This window comes from Paenibacillus sp. D9 (assembly GCF_001188365.1).
GTDB classification, from domain to species: domain Bacteria; phylum Bacillota; class Bacilli; order Paenibacillales; family Paenibacillaceae; genus Paenibacillus_O; species Paenibacillus_O humicus.
In genome coordinates, this window is record NZ_JZEJ01000001.1 from 5,565,873 (window position 1) to 5,584,236 (window position 18,364).

The 18,364-nt window shown below is 50.1% G+C and carries 27 protein-coding genes; 23 read left to right on the forward strand and 4 right to left on the reverse strand.

The features are described from left to right. Nucleotides 1–46: 46 nt before the first annotated feature. Nucleotides 47–568, reverse strand: a complete 522-nt coding sequence (locus VE23_RS24845) for a DUF2441 domain-containing protein (protein ID WP_049869538.1) — start codon at nt 566–568, stop codon at nt 47–49. Nucleotides 569–652: 84 nt separating this feature from the next. Between VE23_RS24845 and VE23_RS24850 the strand changes: the two genes are divergently transcribed. The 6 genes from VE23_RS24850 to VE23_RS26805 all read left to right on the forward strand — a co-directional run bounded on the left by VE23_RS24850 (nt 653) and on the right by VE23_RS26805 (nt 3,884). Further along, nucleotides 653–928: a hypothetical protein gene (locus VE23_RS24850; protein ID WP_049869539.1), complete on the forward strand. Its 276-nt coding sequence runs from the start codon at nt 653–655 to the stop codon at nt 926–928. A gap of 5 nt (nt 929–933) precedes the next feature. Next, on the forward strand, nt 934–1,113 hold the full coding sequence (locus VE23_RS24855; RefSeq protein WP_442950543.1) for a hypothetical protein: 180 nt from the start codon (nt 934–936) through the stop codon (nt 1,111–1,113). Between the two features lie 3 nt (nt 1,114–1,116). Then, on the forward strand, nt 1,117–1,494 hold the full coding sequence (locus VE23_RS24860; protein ID WP_049869541.1) for a hypothetical protein: 378 nt from the start codon (nt 1,117–1,119) through the stop codon (nt 1,492–1,494). Further along, on the forward strand, nt 1,491–1,865 hold the full coding sequence (locus VE23_RS24865) for a phage holin (RefSeq protein ID WP_049869542.1): 375 nt from the start codon (nt 1,491–1,493) through the stop codon (nt 1,863–1,865). Before VE23_RS24860 ends, VE23_RS24865 begins: the two co-directional genes overlap by 4 nt. After that, nucleotides 1,852–2,727 carry a peptidoglycan recognition protein family protein gene (locus VE23_RS24870; RefSeq protein ID WP_049869543.1) on the forward strand — a complete coding sequence of 292 codons (876 nt, stop codon included), beginning with the start codon at nt 1,852–1,854 and terminating at the stop codon, nt 2,725–2,727. Before VE23_RS24865 ends, VE23_RS24870 begins: the two co-directional genes overlap by 14 nt. Before the next feature lie 191 nt (nt 2,728–2,918). Beyond that, on the forward strand, nt 2,919–3,884 hold the full coding sequence (locus VE23_RS26805; protein ID WP_157054051.1) for a hypothetical protein: 966 nt from the start codon (nt 2,919–2,921) through the stop codon (nt 3,882–3,884). Between the two features lie 45 nt (nt 3,885–3,929). On the opposite strand, the gene VE23_RS24885 is transcribed toward VE23_RS26805, so the two are convergent. Next, on the reverse strand, nt 3,930–4,469 hold the full coding sequence (locus VE23_RS24885) for a stalk domain-containing protein (RefSeq protein WP_049869546.1): 540 nt from the start codon (nt 4,467–4,469) through the stop codon (nt 3,930–3,932). 936 nt (nt 4,470–5,405) lie between these two features. On the opposite strand from VE23_RS24885, the gene VE23_RS24895 reads away from it, so the two are divergent. From VE23_RS24895 to VE23_RS26815, 9 genes are all read left to right on the forward strand, one after another. Continuing rightward, the gene (locus tag VE23_RS24895) at nt 5,406–6,227 is read left to right on the forward strand and encodes a ParM/StbA family protein (RefSeq protein WP_049869548.1); all 822 of its coding nucleotides are present in this window, start codon (nt 5,406–5,408) and stop codon (nt 6,225–6,227) included. Further along, complete coding sequence (locus VE23_RS24900; protein WP_021877621.1) at nt 6,211–6,468, forward strand: hypothetical protein; 258 nt, start codon at nt 6,211–6,213, stop codon at nt 6,466–6,468. Before VE23_RS24895 ends, VE23_RS24900 begins: the two co-directional genes overlap by 17 nt. Nucleotides 6,469–6,482: 14 nt before the next feature. Further along, the gene (locus VE23_RS26810) at nt 6,483–6,626 is read left to right on the forward strand and encodes a hypothetical protein (protein WP_021877622.1); all 144 of its coding nucleotides are present in this window, start codon (nt 6,483–6,485) and stop codon (nt 6,624–6,626) included. Between the two features lie 113 nt (nt 6,627–6,739). Continuing rightward, nucleotides 6,740–7,195, forward strand: a complete 456-nt coding sequence (locus tag VE23_RS24905; protein WP_049869549.1) for a hypothetical protein — start codon at nt 6,740–6,742, stop codon at nt 7,193–7,195. A gap of 8 nt (nt 7,196–7,203) precedes the next feature. Further along, nucleotides 7,204–7,881, forward strand: a complete 678-nt coding sequence (locus VE23_RS24910) for a M23 family metallopeptidase (protein WP_198156213.1) — start codon at nt 7,204–7,206, stop codon at nt 7,879–7,881. After that, a complete protein-coding gene (locus VE23_RS24915; protein ID WP_049869551.1) occupies nt 7,878–10,238 on the forward strand; it encodes a hypothetical protein in 2,361 nt (786 codons plus the stop codon). Before VE23_RS24910 ends, VE23_RS24915 begins: the two co-directional genes overlap by 4 nt. Before the next feature lie 128 nt (nt 10,239–10,366). Next, on the forward strand, nt 10,367–10,585 hold the full coding sequence (locus VE23_RS26215) for a helix-turn-helix domain-containing protein (RefSeq protein ID WP_084781667.1): 219 nt from the start codon (nt 10,367–10,369) through the stop codon (nt 10,583–10,585). A 624-nt stretch (nt 10,586–11,209) separates the two neighbouring features. Next, nucleotides 11,210–11,749, forward strand: a complete 540-nt coding sequence (locus tag VE23_RS24925; RefSeq protein ID WP_069202531.1) for an accessory gene regulator ArgB-like protein — start codon at nt 11,210–11,212, stop codon at nt 11,747–11,749. Beyond that, nucleotides 11,746–11,868 (forward strand): cyclic lactone autoinducer peptide, encoded by a 123-nt coding sequence (locus VE23_RS26815; RefSeq protein WP_157054052.1) that lies wholly within the window; start codon nt 11,746–11,748, stop codon nt 11,866–11,868. Before VE23_RS24925 ends, VE23_RS26815 begins: the two co-directional genes overlap by 4 nt. A gap of 621 nt (nt 11,869–12,489) precedes the next feature. On the opposite strand, the gene VE23_RS27905 is transcribed toward VE23_RS26815, so the two are convergent. After that, nucleotides 12,490–12,753 (reverse strand): helix-turn-helix domain-containing protein, encoded by a 264-nt coding sequence (locus VE23_RS27905; RefSeq protein WP_084781669.1) that lies wholly within the window; start codon nt 12,751–12,753, stop codon nt 12,490–12,492. A 75-nt stretch (nt 12,754–12,828) separates the two neighbouring features. After that, entirely contained in the window at nt 12,829–13,554 is a 726-nt protein-coding gene (locus tag VE23_RS24940; RefSeq protein WP_049869556.1) for a helix-turn-helix domain-containing protein, read from the reverse strand. Nucleotides 13,555–13,799: 245 nt separating this feature from the next. Between VE23_RS24940 and VE23_RS26225 the strand changes: the two genes are divergently transcribed. From VE23_RS26225 to VE23_RS24975, 8 genes are all read left to right on the forward strand, one after another. Further along, nucleotides 13,800–14,072, forward strand: coding sequence for a helix-turn-helix transcriptional regulator (locus VE23_RS26225; protein WP_084781670.1), 273 nt, complete (start codon nt 13,800–13,802; stop codon nt 14,070–14,072). Further along, on the forward strand, nt 14,047–14,820 hold the full coding sequence (locus VE23_RS24945) for a phage antirepressor (protein ID WP_049869857.1): 774 nt from the start codon (nt 14,047–14,049) through the stop codon (nt 14,818–14,820). The genes VE23_RS26225 and VE23_RS24945 overlap by 26 nt, the downstream gene beginning before the upstream one ends. A gap of 2 nt (nt 14,821–14,822) precedes the next feature. Beyond that, nucleotides 14,823–15,074, forward strand: coding sequence for a DUF7667 family protein (locus tag VE23_RS24950; RefSeq protein ID WP_069202660.1), 252 nt, complete (start codon nt 14,823–14,825; stop codon nt 15,072–15,074). Beyond that, nucleotides 15,071–15,277 (forward strand): hypothetical protein, encoded by a 207-nt coding sequence (locus VE23_RS24955; protein ID WP_049869558.1) that lies wholly within the window; start codon nt 15,071–15,073, stop codon nt 15,275–15,277. The genes VE23_RS24950 and VE23_RS24955 overlap by 4 nt, the downstream gene beginning before the upstream one ends. 289 nt (nt 15,278–15,566) lie before the next feature. Further along, complete coding sequence (locus VE23_RS26820; RefSeq protein ID WP_157054053.1) at nt 15,567–15,737, forward strand: hypothetical protein; 171 nt, start codon at nt 15,567–15,569, stop codon at nt 15,735–15,737. A 129-nt stretch (nt 15,738–15,866) separates the two neighbouring features. Continuing rightward, nucleotides 15,867–16,205, forward strand: coding sequence for a helix-turn-helix domain-containing protein (locus tag VE23_RS24960; RefSeq protein WP_049869559.1), 339 nt, complete (start codon nt 15,867–15,869; stop codon nt 16,203–16,205). A 364-nt stretch (nt 16,206–16,569) separates the two neighbouring features. Next, nucleotides 16,570–17,448, forward strand: coding sequence for a hypothetical protein (locus VE23_RS24970; protein ID WP_049869561.1), 879 nt, complete (start codon nt 16,570–16,572; stop codon nt 17,446–17,448). Nucleotides 17,449–17,479: 31 nt separating this feature from the next. After that, the gene (locus tag VE23_RS24975; protein ID WP_069202532.1) at nt 17,480–18,226 is read left to right on the forward strand and encodes a PD-(D/E)XK nuclease-like domain-containing protein; all 747 of its coding nucleotides are present in this window, start codon (nt 17,480–17,482) and stop codon (nt 18,224–18,226) included. Nucleotides 18,227–18,364: the final 138 nt, after the last annotated feature.

An 18,364-nucleotide genomic window follows, 5' to 3' on the forward strand; every position in this document is an offset into this window, starting at 1 on the left:
GACTATTCCTTTTCGTTTGAAAAACTTCAAGAAGAAACTGCGGATGCTAAGAAGCGGAGAAATCTATCTTTTGAAGCACTTGGACGGGAGGCTTGATTAAAATTTCTGGCACGGGAGATGCTGTCATCTTTCCTTCCCAATAGGATCGAGCTCTAAATTCAGCCGCGACGAAATTTTGTTCGTCGCCTAAGTCTAGCCATTGTGAGTCGCCGCTAAAGAAAGGTTGCTCATCTCTGACCTCCACTTCCCACACAGGTCTCCCATGAAGTGCTGGAAATTTCTCAAACCACTTTTTAATTCCATCCATGTCCTGACAAGCATAGAAAGCTTGGAAACGAGATAGTAGATGAGGAAAGTTGAGTCTTCGTTCGTACTCAAACAGAATCTCAATTATAAGGATTGCAGACGGAGGATTTATGTAATGTGAAATTCCATGCGGCGACAAGCCTTCCGAATAGTGTGATTTGAATAGTTCGTCGAGATGGATCGGCGCCAGACTTCCTTGTTGCAATTGAATTATCTGTCCTTCTTTAAGAGCATTGGCTTTGTCGAAATGATACGCCTTCACGACATCCCCTCCAGCATGTGATGCGTGAAGATTCGACAATCTGCGAGGGAATCCTTTTATTTTACAGAAGGAAGGTGAGTCGGGGTGGATCAGACCCAACTGGATACCACGGAGAGGATCGCGCAGTTGGCCGAGAAATATGGCCTCTCGCTGATCCTCTTAATTATTTTACTCTGCGTGCTGCTTTACGTGGGCCGAATGCTGCTGCGCGGGGATCTCGTCCCCCGGTCACTGCTTGAAAAGGCAGAAGAAGACCGGGACCGCCTGCAGGAAATACTCGACAACGAGCGCGCCGGGATGATGGGTCCCCTCCTCGATGTGGTTAAAAACCTTAAAAAGGACGAGGACAAAGGAGGATGACGGGCGTGCTCAAAAAGCTGCTGCAACTCCTCCCCACAACCCGGGACAAAGAGGCGGATCTTAACCACGCATCAAAGAGGGTGTCCCTTACCATCGCACGTTACCGGGATATGTCGAGGGAGATACAGGATGAGATCGACAAAAACGGTTTTGCCCGCTACCTCATATACGACAAAGGAGAGTGAGCCATGCTCCTCCATATTATCGATGTCGCCTTGCTGATCGTGTACGCGGTCATCATCACCACGGCGACCTATATCATTGCCGCACACCGCAAATATTTCCATGAGCGGTTTCGCACGGGCGTGGTCAGCGCATTTATGCTGGCGATGCTCTTTTTTTTGGCCGCCTATGACGTAAAGATGGTCGTGGCGATCTGGATCCGGGCGAGTGAGGTGTTCGGCTTCCGGACGCATGAGGTTCAGTTTCTACAGCTGCTAAGCTGGCTGATTGCAACGTCCGGCACTGCCGTCGGGCTGCTGCTGCTCGCCTACCAAACCAAGACCAAGAAGTATGACCTGTACCTGTTCCTTCGGCGCAAAATGAGAAAGGATGATGTCCAATGAATATCCAACCGTATGTTGACGCCATCGTGCAGGCGGTCGTCGGCTTGCTGGCCGCGGCTGTGCTCGCCTGGGTCGCCATGGCTCGCAAGCGTGTAGAGGCATGGCTCGAGGCCCGCACGACTGAGCAGCAGCGCGCTGTGCTGCATAAAATGGCCGCCGAGGCCGTCGCTTATGTAGAGGCAACGGCTGGCAGCCCTGGAGCCCGAAACAAGTTGCTGGAGGCGCGCGAGTACCTACAGGATAACCTGCCGGCGCCAATCATCGATGCGCTCAAGGACAAGGAGATTCAGGCAGCCATCGAAAAGGCGCTGTACGAGCTCAAGGCGGGCATCATTGTCCCGCCAGCGGAGGTGCAGCATGGACCTAAATAAGTATACGATCGGGCGGCGTTATATCAACAAGCGCCCTAACGTCAGGCCAGGCATCCGGCTCATTACCGGCAGCCCGGCCTTTTTTGTTGCGCACGATACGGGTAACCCTGGGGCTTCTGCAGATAACCACTGGACATACTTCCAGCAGCAGACGGACCGATCAGCGTCGGCCCATGTCTTCATCGACGACAAGCTTATTCTGGAGATCATCCCAGCCGGCACCGGTCCGGATCCGGCTGAGCAGGCTTACCATGTCATCCGAAACGTGACGACGGACAACGCCCTCTTTGGCTATGACGCCAACGCCGCGGCGCTCGGCATAGAACTATGCTACGGCGGCAAGATCGACTTCGCGGCAGCTTATGCCAGGCTCGTCTGGTACCTTGCGATGTGCTGCACCAAATGGGGGAAGACGCCGTCGACGCACATCGTCAGTCACAAGCAGTTGGACCCGGCCCGCAAGTCGGATATCGACCAAGCGCTGGCGAGCGGCGGCAAAACACTCGGCGACCTGATCCGGGATGTGACGGCCGAAATGGTAACTCAGGTCCGTCCGGTTCCGGCTATGACAAAACTGCCCACAGACGTCTGCGATCACGTCGTCGTCTCCTACATCCAGCCGGCGCGTCATGCGGCATTGCAACAAGGACTCAAAGACGAGGCGAGTCATTACGAACGTCTGGCGGGCAACGTACGCGCCGCGGCGGCGGGAGCCGGGCTGCCTAAGAGTAACGCTCAGGAGATCATCTACAACTGGCTTTCGCCGGCCTGGATTAAAGCTAAAACAGAGGGCAGAGACCCAAGTAAATACAACCAAATGGCAAATGCGCTCAGGTCGTATGCCGGCATCCCGCTGGAATAGGTAAAGACCGCTGTGGTCGGGGGGCTCTTCTTTGAGAGTATTACTTCCTGTAATTCGTAACCTGGAGATCACTCTAGGGGGATAAAAGTCTAAGTAAAATTATCAGATTTAAAATTTTTGCCTATTAACCCTAAACTTAGGCATAATTTTTACCGACATCTAGAAAGAAATAAAAAAAGTGGAGGTCTGAGATGAAGTTGCTTAAGAAATTACAAAAAAAATCTTTCGTCGTCGTAACGTTGGTACTTGCGTGCATTATTGTATTAACAATACAAAACGTGTATGCTTCAGTTGAATCAACAGTACCTGGTATGGAAGGTGTCTCTCCGCCCAAAGAAACAACGATAACTAGTAACAATACTTACGGTTCCTATATTCCTCAAAATGCAATCGATGGTGATCTCTCAACTTTATTTAATGCATCGAGTGGAAACAGTACATTAGAGATGAAATTCCCAAAATCAATTGAATTAAATTTTGTGCAGATGTCCATAGCAAATACCCCTCCGGTTTCAAACCGTTTTGTTATATATGGTTTAAGTAACGGTGACTGGTTACAAATAGCGGATGCAACACGAAAGGCAGAAGCAAAGTATTTCATCGTAGAGCCTATTGAAACAACATTGGGTTTTTATGATGGCTTGAAAATTGAAATAACGGCTAGTGGATCATGGGCTGCATTAAACGAGATAACAATTGGGAAGAAAGTTAGTGAAACTCCAGCGCCGAGTGAAGTGCCGACCCCAATGCCATCACCAACGCCATCCCCAACCTCGACTCCAGCGCCGAGTGAAGTGCCGACCCCGACGCCATCACCAACGCCATCCCCAACCTCGACTCCAGCGCCGAGTGAAGTGCCGACCCCGACGCCATCTTTATCACCAACGCCATCCCCAACCTCGACTCCAGCACCAAGCGGTGAAAGAGCACTCTTAACTATCACCATGGTAAATGGACTGGAAAAAGAGTACGACTTGACAGTTCAAGAAGTCAGCGCATTTATTGCGTGGTTTGACACAAAGGATGCAGGGACTGGACCGGCTAAATATGCGTTCAATAAAACGTGGAACAAGGGGCCATTCAGTGAGCGTACAGAGTATGTTATTTTCGAAAAAATACTTACTTTTAATGTTGATGAGTACTCAACTAAAGAATAATTTAAATCCCCCACTGGCCTCGCGGCTGGTGGGGGATTTTTTTGCTTAGGCTTTGTTTGCGATATCAATCTGAAACTTGACCGTTTTGTAACCAGTCAAGTCATCCGTGGTGATTAAATCCGTGAACTTTGTATCACCTTTACCAATGTTTGTGACAGCGCCAAATGCTGATCCAACTCGTTTACCGGATTCGTTATAAAAGACTGCTGTTAAATTAACACCACTGTAAGCCGATGTGTCGCTCGTCATCTCGACGGATACTTTCCAACCAAAGTCGTTTTTCTCGGCCTGGAGTTGGGAGAACACGAAGTCCCCAGCACGGTAGATATCCGGAGCGATTGGATTGATTCCGCTGGACTTGACTGTTACTGTGCCGGTCTTTTTGTCGAATGATGCCGTAGCACCAAGTGCCTTTGAGACAGCTGTCAGTGGCACATAGGTTGTCCCATTGATGATTTTTGGCTCAGCGCCTTGAACCTTTCCATCGACAACAAGTACCAGCTTTGTAGCGGCGTAAGCGCCGAAGCTGGCGGATGCCATGAGTATTAGCGCCCCCAAAGTTACTATTATTATTTTTTTCTTCATGTTATCTCATCCCCCAATATGTATTTTCTAGACGACAACAGTCTACTACAAATTACTCATTTTGGCGATGCATGGAAATAGTCTCGAAGCCCTTCGACCAATTTATTATAAGTGAGCTTTTGATGTAAAGTTGCTTGTATAAAACGAAATCCCCCACAGGGCTTTGCGTGGTGGGGGATTTTCTCGTTATAGGCTAGCAATTTTTTTCTGTACCGTCCAGTTGTGCTTGTAGTCCTGGCAGATGTGTCGCTTCTTGAAAGGTAAAAAAGGTATGATGAAGGAAAGAAAAAACAGGACTGGTGCAACGAAGAGAAACGGGAAAAGAAATATGCCTAGTATTAAGAATAAGCCCGAGGACATGAACAAGATAAGAGACAAGATTCCCTTTCCGAGTACAAAGCTTTTACTTGACCCACATCGGGGACAAGGTTCCCATTGCTTGTTCATACATTTCCCCCTTGAATGGCTGTATCAAACTTCAAAGAGATTATATACAAATCGTATCATAATTTGCTACATCCAAAAATCCTTGCCACTCACATTACGACCAGAAATCTTCCTCACCGTTTCGACTAGAGCATCTTTTGAAATTCTTCTCAACTTTGGATTTTCTTCGGTGCAAGCCTTCGTAACCGTATCTTTGCTCACTCCACTTATCCGCACCAACTCCCCATGGGAAATCCCGTTTGAGTCGACAAATCGGCCGAATTTACTCCTGGGTTTACCCAATCCAAACATACTCTTCCACCTCGTCCATCATTCCTAACTATCTCAAGTGTGGACGAAACTTCGAAAATACATACGAGCCCATTTGAAATAGTTAGGAAACTCAGGCAAGCCATCCCCATAGGCTAGTGACATAACCAGTGACGCAACGACAGCATCCGGCAGCCGCCTGGTGACGTCACGGGTGATGTAACTGGAGGGGATGACAGCATGAGCATCATTGGCATCGACGCCGGCGGATCCGCGGTTAAGCTTTACGACGGCAAGCAATTCAGGCAGTTTCCGTCAGCGATCGGCTACGACTGGCGGGAGCGTCACCTGCAGCAGCAGCACGGCGAGCACGATTATGATTGGGCCTACGATGGTCGACGGGGTTTTGCCGGCACACTGGCGTTACATGAAAGCCAGATGGCCGACTCCCTCAAGGGGGACAGCAAAGCGCACCCGGAAGCCCGCCTGCGCGTCCTAATCGCGCTCCACCAGTACGCGGCGGGGCCAGAGCATGACATCGTAGTGGGGCAGCCGATCGGCACTCACACCAAGGGACAAAAGGAACTCATCAAAAAGCTGCTGATCGGAGAGCACGAGATCACGATCAACGGCCGGCGTAAGGTCATTACGATCAACCGCTGCGAGGTGGCCGCTGAAGGCGTCTCTGCCGGCTTGCTGGCGGGTACCAAGGGGCAAGTAAGGGTCATCGACATCGGTAGCGGGACGGTCAATTACGGCACGCTGCTGGACGGTCGGTATAAGGATTTGGAGAGCTTTACGCTGGTGACGGGGATGGAGACGCGACGCAACCCTGACCTCGACTCATTTGCCCGCCAGATTGCCGCCTACGCGGTCAACAAGGGTTGGGGTAGCCAAGACACAGTCTATCTGTGTGGAGGCGGAGCAGACCCTCTGCAGCGCGAGCTGGTGAAGTATTTCGGGTCGGCGCAGCTGCTCAAGCCCGGGATGAGTGAGTACGCCAATGTCGACGCTTTTTATCGGATCGCGAAGGGGCTGTATGCGAATGGGCAAACAGATTGAAAAAGTCCCGGTTTGCTTTAACGTCCTTGATCCAGATCAAGCTGCGATGCTTGACTGGGTGAAGACGAGAAAAAACCGCTCAGGCTATCTCAAGCGGTTGATCCAGAGGGATATGGATGCGGCAGGCGGCTTGGTGACTGTGACAATCCCAGCCAAGGGAGCGGTGCTACGGCCGGCAAAAGCCAGCGAGCCAGTTGAGCCAAGGGATTTGGCATACAGCGCTGCGGCAGCCTTTGTATGAGGGAGGCGAGCGGAATGAAGACGATCATTAACGGTAAGGACCCGGCGGAGCTGGCGGCAGAAGAGCAGAGGCGCATGGAGGTCATCGAGGACTTTTGGGCGTTCATTATCAGCCCGGGTCGGGCGGTCGTGTGGCTGCTGCGGGCTGGCCGGAAATAGAAAAACCGCCTGGTGCAGATTCCGGCTAGGGCGCTGCGGGCGGTTTACCCTCAGCATATGCGGCAGGATCACAAAATATGCCAGTACATCACGATTTGCGAGGAGGATATTTTATGGCGACTTTAACCATGCGGCCGACCGGCTACCGGATCGACCTGCGCCCGGCTGTTGCTCTGCCGGAGCCGACAAGGCGCATGCTTATGGAGCGGCTGCAGGCCGGCGCGACGATCGTCGTGGAGCACATTGAGCGGCACAAGCTAATCTACCGTGTCGGGGCGATTACGATTATGGTGCTGCTCGGCGCCGGTGGGCTGGAGCACGCATTCGCTTCGGTAGGGGACGGTACGGGGCTTGACGTAGGAGCACAGCGGTTATACCACAAGTTGGTGAGCATCGGTAAGTGGGTCATCATCATCAAGGCGGCCTTTGACTGCATCAGCAACACGGTCCAGGGAGACTTCGTTGCAGCCCGCAAGTCGGCCCTCGCTTTTATCTTGGTCTACGGCATTCTTTTGGGGCTTCCGTGGGCATTCGGCCAAGTGGAGACGATCTTCGAAGGGATGGGATGACGATGCCCATGAAATTCCGTGTTTCATCCGAATACGGCGTCCTCGAGGAGATCCGCGGCGGCAGGGAGCATCATGGCGTCGACCTGGCAATGCCGCAGGGGACGGAGCTGCACAGTATCACGTCCGGCACCGTGGAGCGGGTCGTCAATCATGGGGCCGACAACATCGGCCGCGGCGTCGTTGTCCGGACGGATAGCGGTGACCTGCACGTCTATGGGCACATGGATAGCGTTGCGGTGCATGCCGGCGACCATATCTATCCCGGTGGGTTCCTGGGCTTTAGCGGCAATACGGGGCACAGCAGCGGTCCGCATCTCCACTTTGGGCTGATCAAGGACGGCGGCTTTGCCGATCCTACCGGCTTGATACCTGACCTGCAGCGGTACAGCGGGGAAATCGCCGGACCCTCGATCCTTGGCATCAAGGGGCCAGCGGGCTGGGTGGCCGACAAGGTCGTTGATCATGCGGCGGAACATGTCGCGCACGGCGCTCGCGAACACGTCTTTCATTGGCTCGGCGAGGCAGCAGGCGTGCTCGTCGACCTGAGCTATGGCGTCGGCCTGATCGGCTGCAGCGTCCTGATCATCCTGGGCGCGCTGGGGTTACGAGACGGCTACCGATGGTCGGGGTTGGTCTTTGGCGCTTATTCGCTCATCAGGCTGCTAGGAGGAGGGTTGAGCCGATGAAAGGCAGCATTCCATTTACGCAACTACTGCAGGTCGTACGGCCGGATTACGCCTATCTCCGCATTAAGCCCAACAACGCCGTTCGCAACCAGGGCACTCACAAGATCGCCCGGGCCATTGCTGCGCTCTACAAGGGCGCTCTGGCCAACATCAAGGCGGAGGAGCAGCGCGTCATCAAGGCGCTCGGTCGGGAGTTCGTCGTGGGTACCCGGTACAGCTGGACGCTGCCGGCCAAGGTCTCCTATTACATCTACATGGAGCAGCGAAAGGTGGAGTTCTTCTTCATCGTGCCTCGGACTCACCTCTCCTATCTGCGCGAGAAGATGTCGGACGTTTGGGGGCAGGTGACGATCGAGGAGGTACCGGAGCTTCCGGTGTTCGGCGCGGATGCGACACGCTACGAACTCGTCTACGAGAAGGAGGATGCCCTGAGCCTTGCTGTCGACCGTCGGAGCAACGACCTGCTGAACAGCAACCTCAACGCCGTGGAACTTCTGGAGGAAGGCGACCGGCTCGGAGTCTTCTATAATTTCCTGCCCGGCAGCCAAATCAGCTGGCGGCACCTTTACCGCGCCACGATCGACAAGGTCAACCGCCGGATGCCGGTCGAGCGAAACAAGATGGGCACGGCTTATGCATTCAAATACCTCTTGGCTGCCGGAAACCTCATCTTCAAGGAGATCGGCGAGGCGCTCGGCAGCGGCCGCAAGACGTCCGGAGCGTCCGAGGGCGGCGACTATATGGACGCCCTGCTCGATCGGCTCAACGGGGCGCGTCGGGTCAGCGAGAGTACGGCCAAAAAGGCCACGGCAACCGTCCTCGACACGCAGATTGTAGTCATGGCCGAGAGCGCGGACGGCATGCGGCAGCGCAACGCGGCTCGGAGCCTGGCGCAGTCCTTTGACACTGTCTCCGAGGATAACCGACTCCATTACCGTCCATACCGCCGGGAGCTCGACATGACGGCCCGAGACATCCGTGCCGGCCGCAACAAGATCGGGGATGAGGAGGCACAGTCCTTTATCGCTCTGGCCGGCCGCGACGTGCTCGAGCGGTACAACTTTATTGAGCGCGTCGAGACACAGGAGACTGAGGTCCCCGACGATCTCAAGCAAGGCGTCATGTGCATCGGCACCAACACCTACAGGGGTCACGAGCAGGCTGCCTACCTGTCGACTGATCGGGAGTACCAAAACCTTACGACGGTGCTGATTGGGCCGACGCGGGCAGGCAAGTCGACGCTGATCGGCAACCTGAGCCGTGACGCCATCGCCGCCGGGGAATGCGTCATCATCTTTGACTTCGTCGGACAGTGTGAGCTCAGCCGGGAAGTGGCCGCGGCGATCCCGCCCGGCAAGACGTTGATAATCGACTGCGCGGATCCACGCCGGCTCCAGGGTATCGGATACAACGAAGTCGGCAAGAGTGTGGATCCATTCGAGGCTTACGACGGCGCCAAGAAGCAGACGACGCAGCTGCTCACCCTCGTAAACAGCATCAACGCCGAAGAAACCAAGTTGTCGGCCAAGATGCAGCGATATCTGGTCAGCGCGGCCTTGGTTGCCTTTATCAGCGGAGGGAGTGTCCGGGACGTATTTGACTGCCTACAGGATCACGAGACCCGCGAGCGTCTTATCAAAGCCGTGCCAGCCGCCCAGCGCGACAACCTTCGCAAATACATCCGGTCCCTCTGCGAGCTGGACGACCGCGACAAGGGCGGCGAAGTCGTGGGCACCAAGGAGACGTATGTCGTCGGCATCATCGATCGGCTCAACCAGCTGGAACAAAACGCCTATATGGAGCGGATGCTCGACAAGGGTACTGCCGGCAACGTCGACTTGGTCACAGAGATGCAGCGTAACCAGCTGATCTGCATCCGCATGCCGTCCGACATGTTTGGCACGGACTCAGAAAGGGACGTCTACACGACCTACTGGAGCACCAAGATATGGCTTGCACTGCAGATGCGGAGCAAGCGGGTCAGCGGCGACCGGTCCAAGATGGTCAAGGTCAACCTAATTGTCGATGAGCTCTATCAGGTCCAGCACACCGAGCAGTTCATGCGGAGTAAGCTTTCGCAATACGCTAAGTTCGGACTCAAGCCGATCATCTCGGCCCACTATCTCAACCAAATCAAGCATATCCGCGAGGAGCTGCGGTCCGCCAACGCGAGCTACATGCTCATCAGCGGCTGCGACAAAAAGAACTATTCGGAGCTGGCATCGGAGCTTCACCCATACCAGGAAGAGGATTTGCTTAAGCTGCCGAGGTACCATTCTCTCAACCTCATCAAAAATCAGGACGGTTATGCTAGATTCATAACGCGACTGCCAAGACCTGTAAAGCCTGCCCAATGACGCAGGCTTATTCTTTTTGCGGATATCTATATATTTCCTTTTTTCATCGTTGACTCCAGTCCCGATCGAGACTTATATTTTATATAAGAATTAAGTCTCAATCGAGACCTAAATGGAAGGAGAATGAAATGAGTAAAGGCCCATTGTACCAAGTGCTAACTGCGGCTGAAGCAGCTGAGTATTTGAATGTCACAAGACGTCAAATCGCCAGACTTTGCAGTCAAGGAAAGCTACAGCATAGAGATGCCCCGGGTGGATTACTGGTTTTAAAAAGCAGCGTAGAAAAGTATTCAGATAAGCGGCGAGTTGGAAGACAGATTGATGAAGGTGAGGACGATGTTCAGTGATAGCGGACTTTATTGGGTTCATGTTTTTTTCAACCATTGAGGGAGTTTGCTTGGTTGCATTAATAATGAGTATCTATCGTTTCGCACTAAAGGATTGCCCTTGGCAAATCTTTTTCACGGCAATTATTATGTCTCTCCAAAGCTACTTTTTAAGAGAAGAATTGTCTTTGTCTTTTTTAGCTCCCATGTTGTACGTGCTGCTCATCATGTTGCTACTTAACTTAGTTTTACTGGTTCCTATTCATTGGTCGCTATTCGTCGCAACTGTTGGTTATTTCGGATATGCTCTGATTCAACTACTTGTAATGATACTCTCTTTCGGGTGGATTTCTGTCGACGAGATCTCGGAGCATATCTATAAAGGCTATATTCTCCAATTGATTTCAAGTGTGATTGCCTTCGGATTAGCGAGGTTCTTGTATAATCGGGGACTCGGATTCTCATTTGATTTCGAGAGCAAAAGGCTTAAATCGGAAAGAATAATAACTCATTTTTTAATCCCGATATTGGTAATAGCTTTTGGGTATTTCCTCTATCAGAAAGACCTAATTATTATCTTCCTACTGTTAGCCATTGCGATTGGTTTCTTGTTACGCTATTCCATTATGAAGGAGCGTGCAGAGAGTGATCAATTTAATAGCAAATAGATTGGCAGTTAGTATCAAGTCGTCCATTCCCAATCATCGCGCATCGGTAAACGTCCTTCAATTTTCACTTGGAATTGTCCTGAATTTCATGCTAATAGTCACCATTTCGCTAGTGCTTTCATTTGTCTTTGGAATTACAAAAGAAGTAGTTATCGTTATGACAGCCTTTGCCATGTTGAGACAAGTCACGGGAGGAATACATTTAAAGTCGGGACTTACATGCGTTATTGTATCTACTACTGGAATCCTGCTGGTTGCATTTTTATCTAAATATTTGAGCGGAAATATTATAGTTATTTTGAATATATTAAACATGCTCCTTGCGGCGCGATTCGCTCCATCAAGAATTGAAAAGCAGTCTAGAATTAACAAAAAATTCTTTCTGTTGCTCAACGTATTAGCTATACTAATTGTGTACACAAATACTATCGTGGGGTCACCTATATTAGCTGCTGCATTCTTTGCGCAGTGCTTGACGTTAATACATTTTGATAAAGAAGGGAGGAAAGGAAATTGAAAAATAAATTTATCTCTGCCTTCGCTTCCGTGCTGTCTCTAATTGCCATGTTCACCGTCTCGACGGCAAGCGCGGTCTTCGTTCACCAAGGCGATACGCCTGAAGAACTGTTGAAGTAGGTCGAGCCATGATAGAACGAATGATTTCATTGACCGATCTATCGACGATGAAGATGTTTGAGGTCCCGCATAAGACGATTCAGTTCCTCCATTATCAGCCTGCTAAGCGAGGAGTCACCTTTGGAAATGAGGTTAAGGACGGATTCCTCCCTGGCACATTGAAGTATTGGAGTGAGGTGATCATGGAGACCGGATTAATAGAGTTGATTGAAGTTGATCGAAACAACTTTATTAATCCTGGGAAAGTGGAATTGCTGGATCCCAAATACAGAAAAGCATACTTTGATTTCAACAGAACCAAGGTGTGTACGATGTCCAGTGTGAAATACAAGCAACTTCTAGAGTTACTACACTTACTAGGCGTTAAATATAAAACGGTCTAATCGAGGTTCTCGACAAGAACCTCGATTTTTTTGTGTTCTCATATCACAAGCATCATGTCGTTGTCTGTCGAACTGCGGAAAAGATTCAATCATTTCGTGCACACGTAATTGGCTTTACAATTTTCTACCAGCTAAGGATAATAGTATCAAACGAAAGGGGGCAATTGACAAAACAAAAATCCCGAATATGTTCGGGATTTTATCCGGAGGGAGGGAGCCGAAACTCCGACCTGCAGCGCTAACTATCAGGGAATTCATAAAGATCATCAATGTGACAACCAAGTACTCTTGAAATCCCTTTGAGCGTTAAAATATTGGTACATATTCGCTCATTCCTCTCAAACTCAGAAACAGTCGTGTCCGAAAGGTCTACTCCTAAGTCCCTAACCCTTTTAGCCAACTCGACCTGGGACAACTTTTTGGCTTTCCTGAGTTCACGCAGCAGGCATCTCCCGATCCGGAGAGCCATTGTTTCTCCTTTCAAATACGCTCGAGGGGGCATGCGTAATTATGAAAACAGTTGATTTAGCAGTTATCGCCTATCTGTTAAACAGAGATCCCAAAGAGCTGAAAGAAATTATTCGAACTGCCGATCCAGACGGATCTGAGCAAGAATCTTCTGCATTTCTTTCTCAGTCAAAGGACGACCATCAACGATAATCGAAAATTCCTCTTTAATATTATCGTCACTTAAATCAATGCTTTTTACTAGTTCCCGTCCAGATTCATATGGATCGGGAATTTTCCCTGTTTTAATTTGTTCATAAAGTTTTTCGAGATACGTTTCATCTACGGCAAAATATCTAACAAATCTACTCAAAATATCAATTAGGTACAGTTTTTGCAATAAACTCATATCAGAGAAATCAGGAGAAATATTAACTGCTTCATTTTTATTGATTGTTTCAATTATATCTTCATCATGTTCGCCAAATTTACCTGAAACCCCTACCTCTTTGATAATAACGAGTTTTGTTTCCTGGTCCAATTTAAATACTTGGTTGAACATCTCGGACAACACCAGATCGAGATTGGAATTTGCTTCGTGATATGCAAAGAATTCCTGCTTATCGCTCTGCTGCATACCATCAAAGTACCCGGCTTTTTCAGCTAATTGTCCATATGATATGCGGAGCCCCTGGGCTAATTTTTGTAATGTTTCAGGTCTGGGCTGCTCGCGTTTACCAGTTTCAATCCTGGAGATTTGGGCACCACTGACTCCAGAAGCATATGCCAGGTCGCTTATGCTCAAATCCTTCTTTTCGCGAAGCTCCTTCAAAAAAGAACCTAATTCATTACTCATTTCCCAACACTCCCGATATGGATATTGTTGATAGCTCATTTCCTATTCCTAATTAGTAATATACATGAGAATTCCCTTTAGGTAAAGGAATTATAAGTAAAAGCGTTACCAAGTGGGAAAAATTAACCAAAACAGCCTTATAAGAACGAATGTGCGGTTTTTTAAGGTTTTACCACATGGTAACAACGTGCTACATTATATTCATTCCCACTTGGTAACGAATATATGCAGAGAGGGGTGAGAATATGAAAATGATTTTAAATGTTGAAAAAGTACGGGAATATATGCAAATCAAGGGTTGGAGCGATGATGATCTCGCAGAGAAAATCGGTATATCTCGGACTCAAGTATTTAGGGTGCTAAAAGGAATACAGGATCCTGGCAATAAATTTATAGCAGGATTGTTGGATGCTTGCCGGGAGATGGGTCTCAATGATCTATTTATTTTTGACAAAGAGTTACCACATGGTAATGAAAATAAAGGAGGCACAGATGAAAAAAGTGGAATTTATCTTTAAAGGCTTTAAGTTGCGGACTATTGAAAGGGATGGCCTGCCTTGGTTCGTGCTAAAGGACGTTTGCGTCGTTCTCGGCCTCTCGAATCCGCGTATGGTCAAAGACAGATTGGCAGATGACGTAAGTTTTGCTTACCTCATCCCTGATGCTCTCGGAAGACCTCAAGAGACTACGGTTATTAACGAAGACGGTTTGTACGATGTGGTTCTGGAAAGTCGTAAACCGGAAGCCAAGGCATTCCGCAAGTGGATCACAAGCGAAGTTCTTCCGTCGATACGAAAGCATAGCGGATATCTTACTCCGGAAAAAGTCGAGGAAGTCTTACTGAATCCAGACACCATCATTCAAATGGCCACGCAACTGAAACAGGAACGAGCGGCAAAACAGGCTCTGGAACAGCAAGTTAAGGAAGACCATCCAAAGGTACTTTTTGCGGAAGCTGTAACTGCAAGCAGGACGAGCATACTGGTCGGCGAGTTAGCGAAGCTGCTGAAGCAGAACGGGGTCGAGATTGGCCCGAATCGTCTGTTTGGCTGGCTCCGGGACAAAGGGTACTTAATTAGCCGCAAGGGAACGGATTACAACATGCCGACACAGCGCTCGATGGAGTTGAAGTTGTTTCAGATCAAGGAGACAAGCATAACCCACTCTGACGGTCACATCACCGTGAGCAAGACGCCAAAGGTCACCGGGAAAGGTCAAATCTACTTCATCAATAAATTTGTTCAGAAGGAGGTTGAGGTTCCTTGAGCATGATCGGCATCTCACCTATCCACCGAAAGCTGGCAGAGCTGACGCACTATTGCTTAGAAACGGACGGAGAGCTTCATATGACTCGGCAGGAACGCCGGGAGCTGACGAATCTGCTAAAGGCAAACCTCCGACTCGTTCGTAGGCTGGACGAGCTTAAAAGCCTCTCGTTCGTGGCTTACGAGGCTGGCGACGTCGAATGGCAGCAAAGCATCTGCAAGCAGATCGAAGATCTGGAGGCGACGCTGATATGAGCAAAGAGAACGAAAAAACCGCCGCTGTGGTGGCGACGGAGAATACCAAAAACCCGAAAGAACCCCGGAACCTTGAAACTGCTCGCAGAATTTACAGAGCACTGGAAGATCACAGCATTACAGATTTGATGGAGATCGGAAACTATCTTAAGATTCTCGCCGCGAATTTAAAGGACTGGTCGGAAGCGAACCCCAATAAATAAATCATCATAAGATCGGACTACTTCAATTACTCCCTCTCGTTCCAACTGTTCCAATAGCGACTTGACGTAATGATGATTGTCTTGTCCGCGAAGCGCACAAGCATCAAAAATATCTGAAAAACTAATCAATGTTCCATATCCGGAATGGCTGCTCAGTGGAATGGATTTCAGTAATTCTACAATGTGCATTTTCCTTTCTCCCTTCAACTGGTTTCAAACTCCATTTTATCAGTACTGCCAACATGCCTATAGCAATACATTCCGACACGATTCGCCAAGGAGGGCTAATATGTCCACCCAACAACTCCGCAACATGTGCGGCTACTTCCTTCAGATCGAGGAGCGAGCGCTACTCGAAGGAGAGCAAGGCAAGGCCGAGCTTGCCCGCCATTATTACGAAGTCTACCGCCCAAAATTGGACATGAGGAGGACCACAGATGCCATTACATGCAAGGGCTGATATCGCCCGGCACATCGCCAAACTGAGAGCCTTTCGGCGCTCGGGCGTCATCCTGGAGGCCGCGGAATGCTGGCTCGACAAGGAGATAGCGGACTTAGAAGCAGAGCTGAGAGCCGCAGGGAGCGCCGCATGAGCAGCACATCAATGAAAGTGCGAGTCGGCGCACGAATCTCTAACATCCGGGAGCGTCTGGGATGGACGCAAGAAGCTGCTGCAGCAAAGATGAAGGTTTCCCGCGCAAGCCTCAGCCACTACGAAATGGGCAGGAGAGAGCCTGACCTCGAGACGATTGCCGCTATGGCAGACGCACTAAACGTCACGGTGGACTATTTGCTGGATCGGAAGATCGAACGTCAGCGGCTCTTTATGCAATGGCTGGACGAACCCTGCCCGGCGATCCAGGCAGAACTGAAAGCCAAAATCGATGCATTGGAAGATCGCTTGAAAGGAGAGACGCAGCATGCCTAGCCTTGACCGTTTTGCACGAGGCCTTCCGGATCCGCAAGAGCAGGAGCCAGCCCATGTTATGGACTGCACCAACGTTGAATGCTCCAAGCCTATCTACGCTGGCGATAAAGTTTGGCGCGATGGAAGCGAACTTTACTGCTGTCTGAAGTGCTTGGCGGCTGACAGGGGGGCTTATACGATCTATGCCTAAATTCGATCCCTTCTACCCGCCACAATGGGCCGCCGAAGAAGCTGCCGACCGCCCTAAGACTCCATGTTGCAACGCAGACTTCTTCTTCCAAGAGGTGACGGACAACGTCACAGGAGCCCGTTATAGCGTCCCTACGTGCTGGGAATGTTTCAACTTAATAGAGGAGTGATCTGAATGAGTTTTGAGTCCAATGAGCCGACTTCCTATAACGATTTCCTTCCGGCTGTTGAGCAAGTAAAATCAGCAACCGTCGAGGCGCTCACGACCCGTCAGAGCGAAGAGGTTAAGGCTGCCATCTTCATGGCGAAGCAATTCCCGAGGGACCAGCAGGCAGCCTTCAATCGCATCATGAACGCCTGCAAGCGCAAGAAGGTTGCTGAGGAAGCAGAGTATGAATTCCCGAAGGGCGGCGGTAAAGTGTCCGGGCCATCGATCCGGCTTGCCGAGGTACTGGCTCAGAACTGGGGCAACATGGAGGTTGGATTGATTGAGGTAGAGCAGAAGAACGGAGCCTCACAGGTCATGTCCTTCGCCTGGGATTTGGAAACGAATATCAGGACTCAAATGACCTTTACAGTTCGCCATGAACGGAAAGCAAAGGGGAAGACAGTCCACCTGGATGACCCACGAGATATTTATGAAATGGTGGCAAATCAAGGGGCTCGACGTAAACGGGCCTGCATCCTTGCTGTAATCCCCGGGGATATCGTCGAAGCAGCTGTGAGCCAATGTCGAGAGACGCTGAAAGCCGGTCATACAGAGCCATTGTCTGATCGTATCCGCAAGGCTCTGCAGCAGTTCGACGAGAAGTATGGTGTGAAGCAGGACATGATCGAAAAGTATATGGGGTGCAATTCGGATTCCTTTACCGAGAATGACTATCTCCGTCTTGGGAATGTGTGGAGAGCCTTGAAAGACGGAATGGCCAAACGTGAAGATTACTTCGACTTCAAAACCTCATCTGACTTCCAATCTGAATCGGAAAAGCAATTCAAACAGGCTCAAGCAGCCGGCAGCAAGGCTGGTGATACCGGTGATTCTAAACAAGGATAATTACCATACCCCCGAAGCTGGAAAGCACTATATGAGCAACAGCCAATACAAGGATTTCCTGGCATGTGAGGCACGAGCGATGGCGATGATGGACGGATGGAAGGAGCCGCAGACAGATGCCCTTCTTATTGGATCATACGTCCACGCCTATTTCGAAGGGCCGGAAGCGTTCGAGGAATTTAAGGCAAACAATCCTGAATTGATTTCTTCTCGCGGGCCAACTAAAGGTGAATTGAAGACAGAGTTTAAAAAAGCAAATAATTTGATCCGTGCAATCGAATCGGACCCCATGTGCATGTTCATGCTCCAAGGCGAAAAGGAAGTCATCCTTACGGCCAACTTTGCCGGAGCTGATTGGAAAATCAAAATAGACTGCTTGAATCGCGATAATAACCGTTTCTCCGATATCAAAACAACAGACAGCATCACCAAAGAAACTTGGGACAAAAAGCTAGGTTATGTGAGTTTTGTCGAGTCCAAAGGATACCTGACTCAAATGTCGCTATATGCAGAAATCGAACGTTTAGATGCTGGCCGTGACGGCTGGATAGAACCCATCATTGTCGCGGTGTCGAAGGAAGATCCCCCGGATAAAGCTGTAGTTGGGCTCAAGGCCTATGATATAGAACGCGAATTGGATCAAATCCGTGAGAATATGCCCCGCATTTTATCAGTCAAGTCAGGCTCTGAAGCGCCGAACCGTTGTGAGAAATGTCGTTACTGCCGCGAAACAAAACAACTCACCAAAATCACCTATTACGCTGATTTGACCCTATGAGAGATTTCACTCCTTATTCCAAGACCCAGCAATTAAAAAACAATCGCACCAAGAAAACCGCCAAGCAGCGTGGGCAGATAAGCCCTGCCGTCTACGCCAAGGCCACCGAGAGGGCCGATGGACGCTGCGAGCGATGCG

Excerpts from the sequence above, each read along its gene's own strand:
- VE23_RS24860 (WP_049869541.1), top strand. The coding sequence starts at position 1,117 with ATGCTCCTCCATATTATCGATGTCGCCTTGCTGATCGTGTACGCGGTC.
- VE23_RS24865 (WP_049869542.1), top strand. The coding sequence starts at position 1,491 with ATGAATATCCAACCGTATGTTGACGCCATCGTGCAGGCGGTCGTCGGC.
- VE23_RS24870 (WP_049869543.1), top strand. The coding sequence starts at position 1,852 with ATGGACCTAAATAAGTATACGATCGGGCGGCGTTATATCAACAAGCGC.
- VE23_RS26805 (WP_157054051.1), top strand. The coding sequence starts at position 2,919 with ATGAAGTTGCTTAAGAAATTACAAAAAAAATCTTTCGTCGTCGTAACG.
- VE23_RS24885 (WP_049869546.1), bottom strand. The coding sequence starts at position 4,469 with ATGAAGAAAAAAATAATAATAGTAACTTTGGGGGCGCTAATACTCATG.
- VE23_RS24895 (WP_049869548.1), top strand. The coding sequence starts at position 5,406 with ATGAGCATCATTGGCATCGACGCCGGCGGATCCGCGGTTAAGCTTTAC.
- VE23_RS24900 (WP_021877621.1), top strand. The coding sequence starts at position 6,211 with ATGGGCAAACAGATTGAAAAAGTCCCGGTTTGCTTTAACGTCCTTGAT.
- VE23_RS26810 (WP_021877622.1), top strand. The coding sequence starts at position 6,483 with ATGAAGACGATCATTAACGGTAAGGACCCGGCGGAGCTGGCGGCAGAA.
- VE23_RS24905 (WP_049869549.1), top strand. The coding sequence starts at position 6,740 with ATGGCGACTTTAACCATGCGGCCGACCGGCTACCGGATCGACCTGCGC.
- VE23_RS24910 (WP_198156213.1), top strand. The coding sequence starts at position 7,204 with ATGAAATTCCGTGTTTCATCCGAATACGGCGTCCTCGAGGAGATCCGC.
- VE23_RS24915 (WP_049869551.1), top strand. The coding sequence starts at position 7,878 with ATGAAAGGCAGCATTCCATTTACGCAACTACTGCAGGTCGTACGGCCG.
- VE23_RS26215 (WP_084781667.1), top strand. The coding sequence starts at position 10,367 with ATGAGTAAAGGCCCATTGTACCAAGTGCTAACTGCGGCTGAAGCAGCT.
- VE23_RS27905 (WP_084781669.1), bottom strand. The coding sequence starts at position 12,753 with ATGCCCCCTCGAGCGTATTTGAAAGGAGAAACAATGGCTCTCCGGATC.
- VE23_RS24940 (WP_049869556.1), bottom strand. The coding sequence starts at position 13,554 with ATGAGTAATGAATTAGGTTCTTTTTTGAAGGAGCTTCGCGAAAAGAAG.
- VE23_RS26225 (WP_084781670.1), top strand. The coding sequence starts at position 13,800 with ATGAAAATGATTTTAAATGTTGAAAAAGTACGGGAATATATGCAAATC.
- VE23_RS24945 (WP_049869857.1), top strand. The coding sequence starts at position 14,047 with ATGAAAAAAGTGGAATTTATCTTTAAAGGCTTTAAGTTGCGGACTATT.
- VE23_RS24950 (WP_069202660.1), top strand. The coding sequence starts at position 14,823 with ATGATCGGCATCTCACCTATCCACCGAAAGCTGGCAGAGCTGACGCAC.
- VE23_RS24955 (WP_049869558.1), top strand. The coding sequence starts at position 15,071 with ATGAGCAAAGAGAACGAAAAAACCGCCGCTGTGGTGGCGACGGAGAAT.
- VE23_RS26820 (WP_157054053.1), top strand. The coding sequence starts at position 15,567 with ATGTCCACCCAACAACTCCGCAACATGTGCGGCTACTTCCTTCAGATC.
- VE23_RS24960 (WP_049869559.1), top strand. The coding sequence starts at position 15,867 with ATGAGCAGCACATCAATGAAAGTGCGAGTCGGCGCACGAATCTCTAAC.
- VE23_RS24970 (WP_049869561.1), top strand. The coding sequence starts at position 16,570 with ATGAGTTTTGAGTCCAATGAGCCGACTTCCTATAACGATTTCCTTCCG.
- VE23_RS24975 (WP_069202532.1), top strand. The coding sequence starts at position 17,480 with ATGAGCAACAGCCAATACAAGGATTTCCTGGCATGTGAGGCACGAGCG.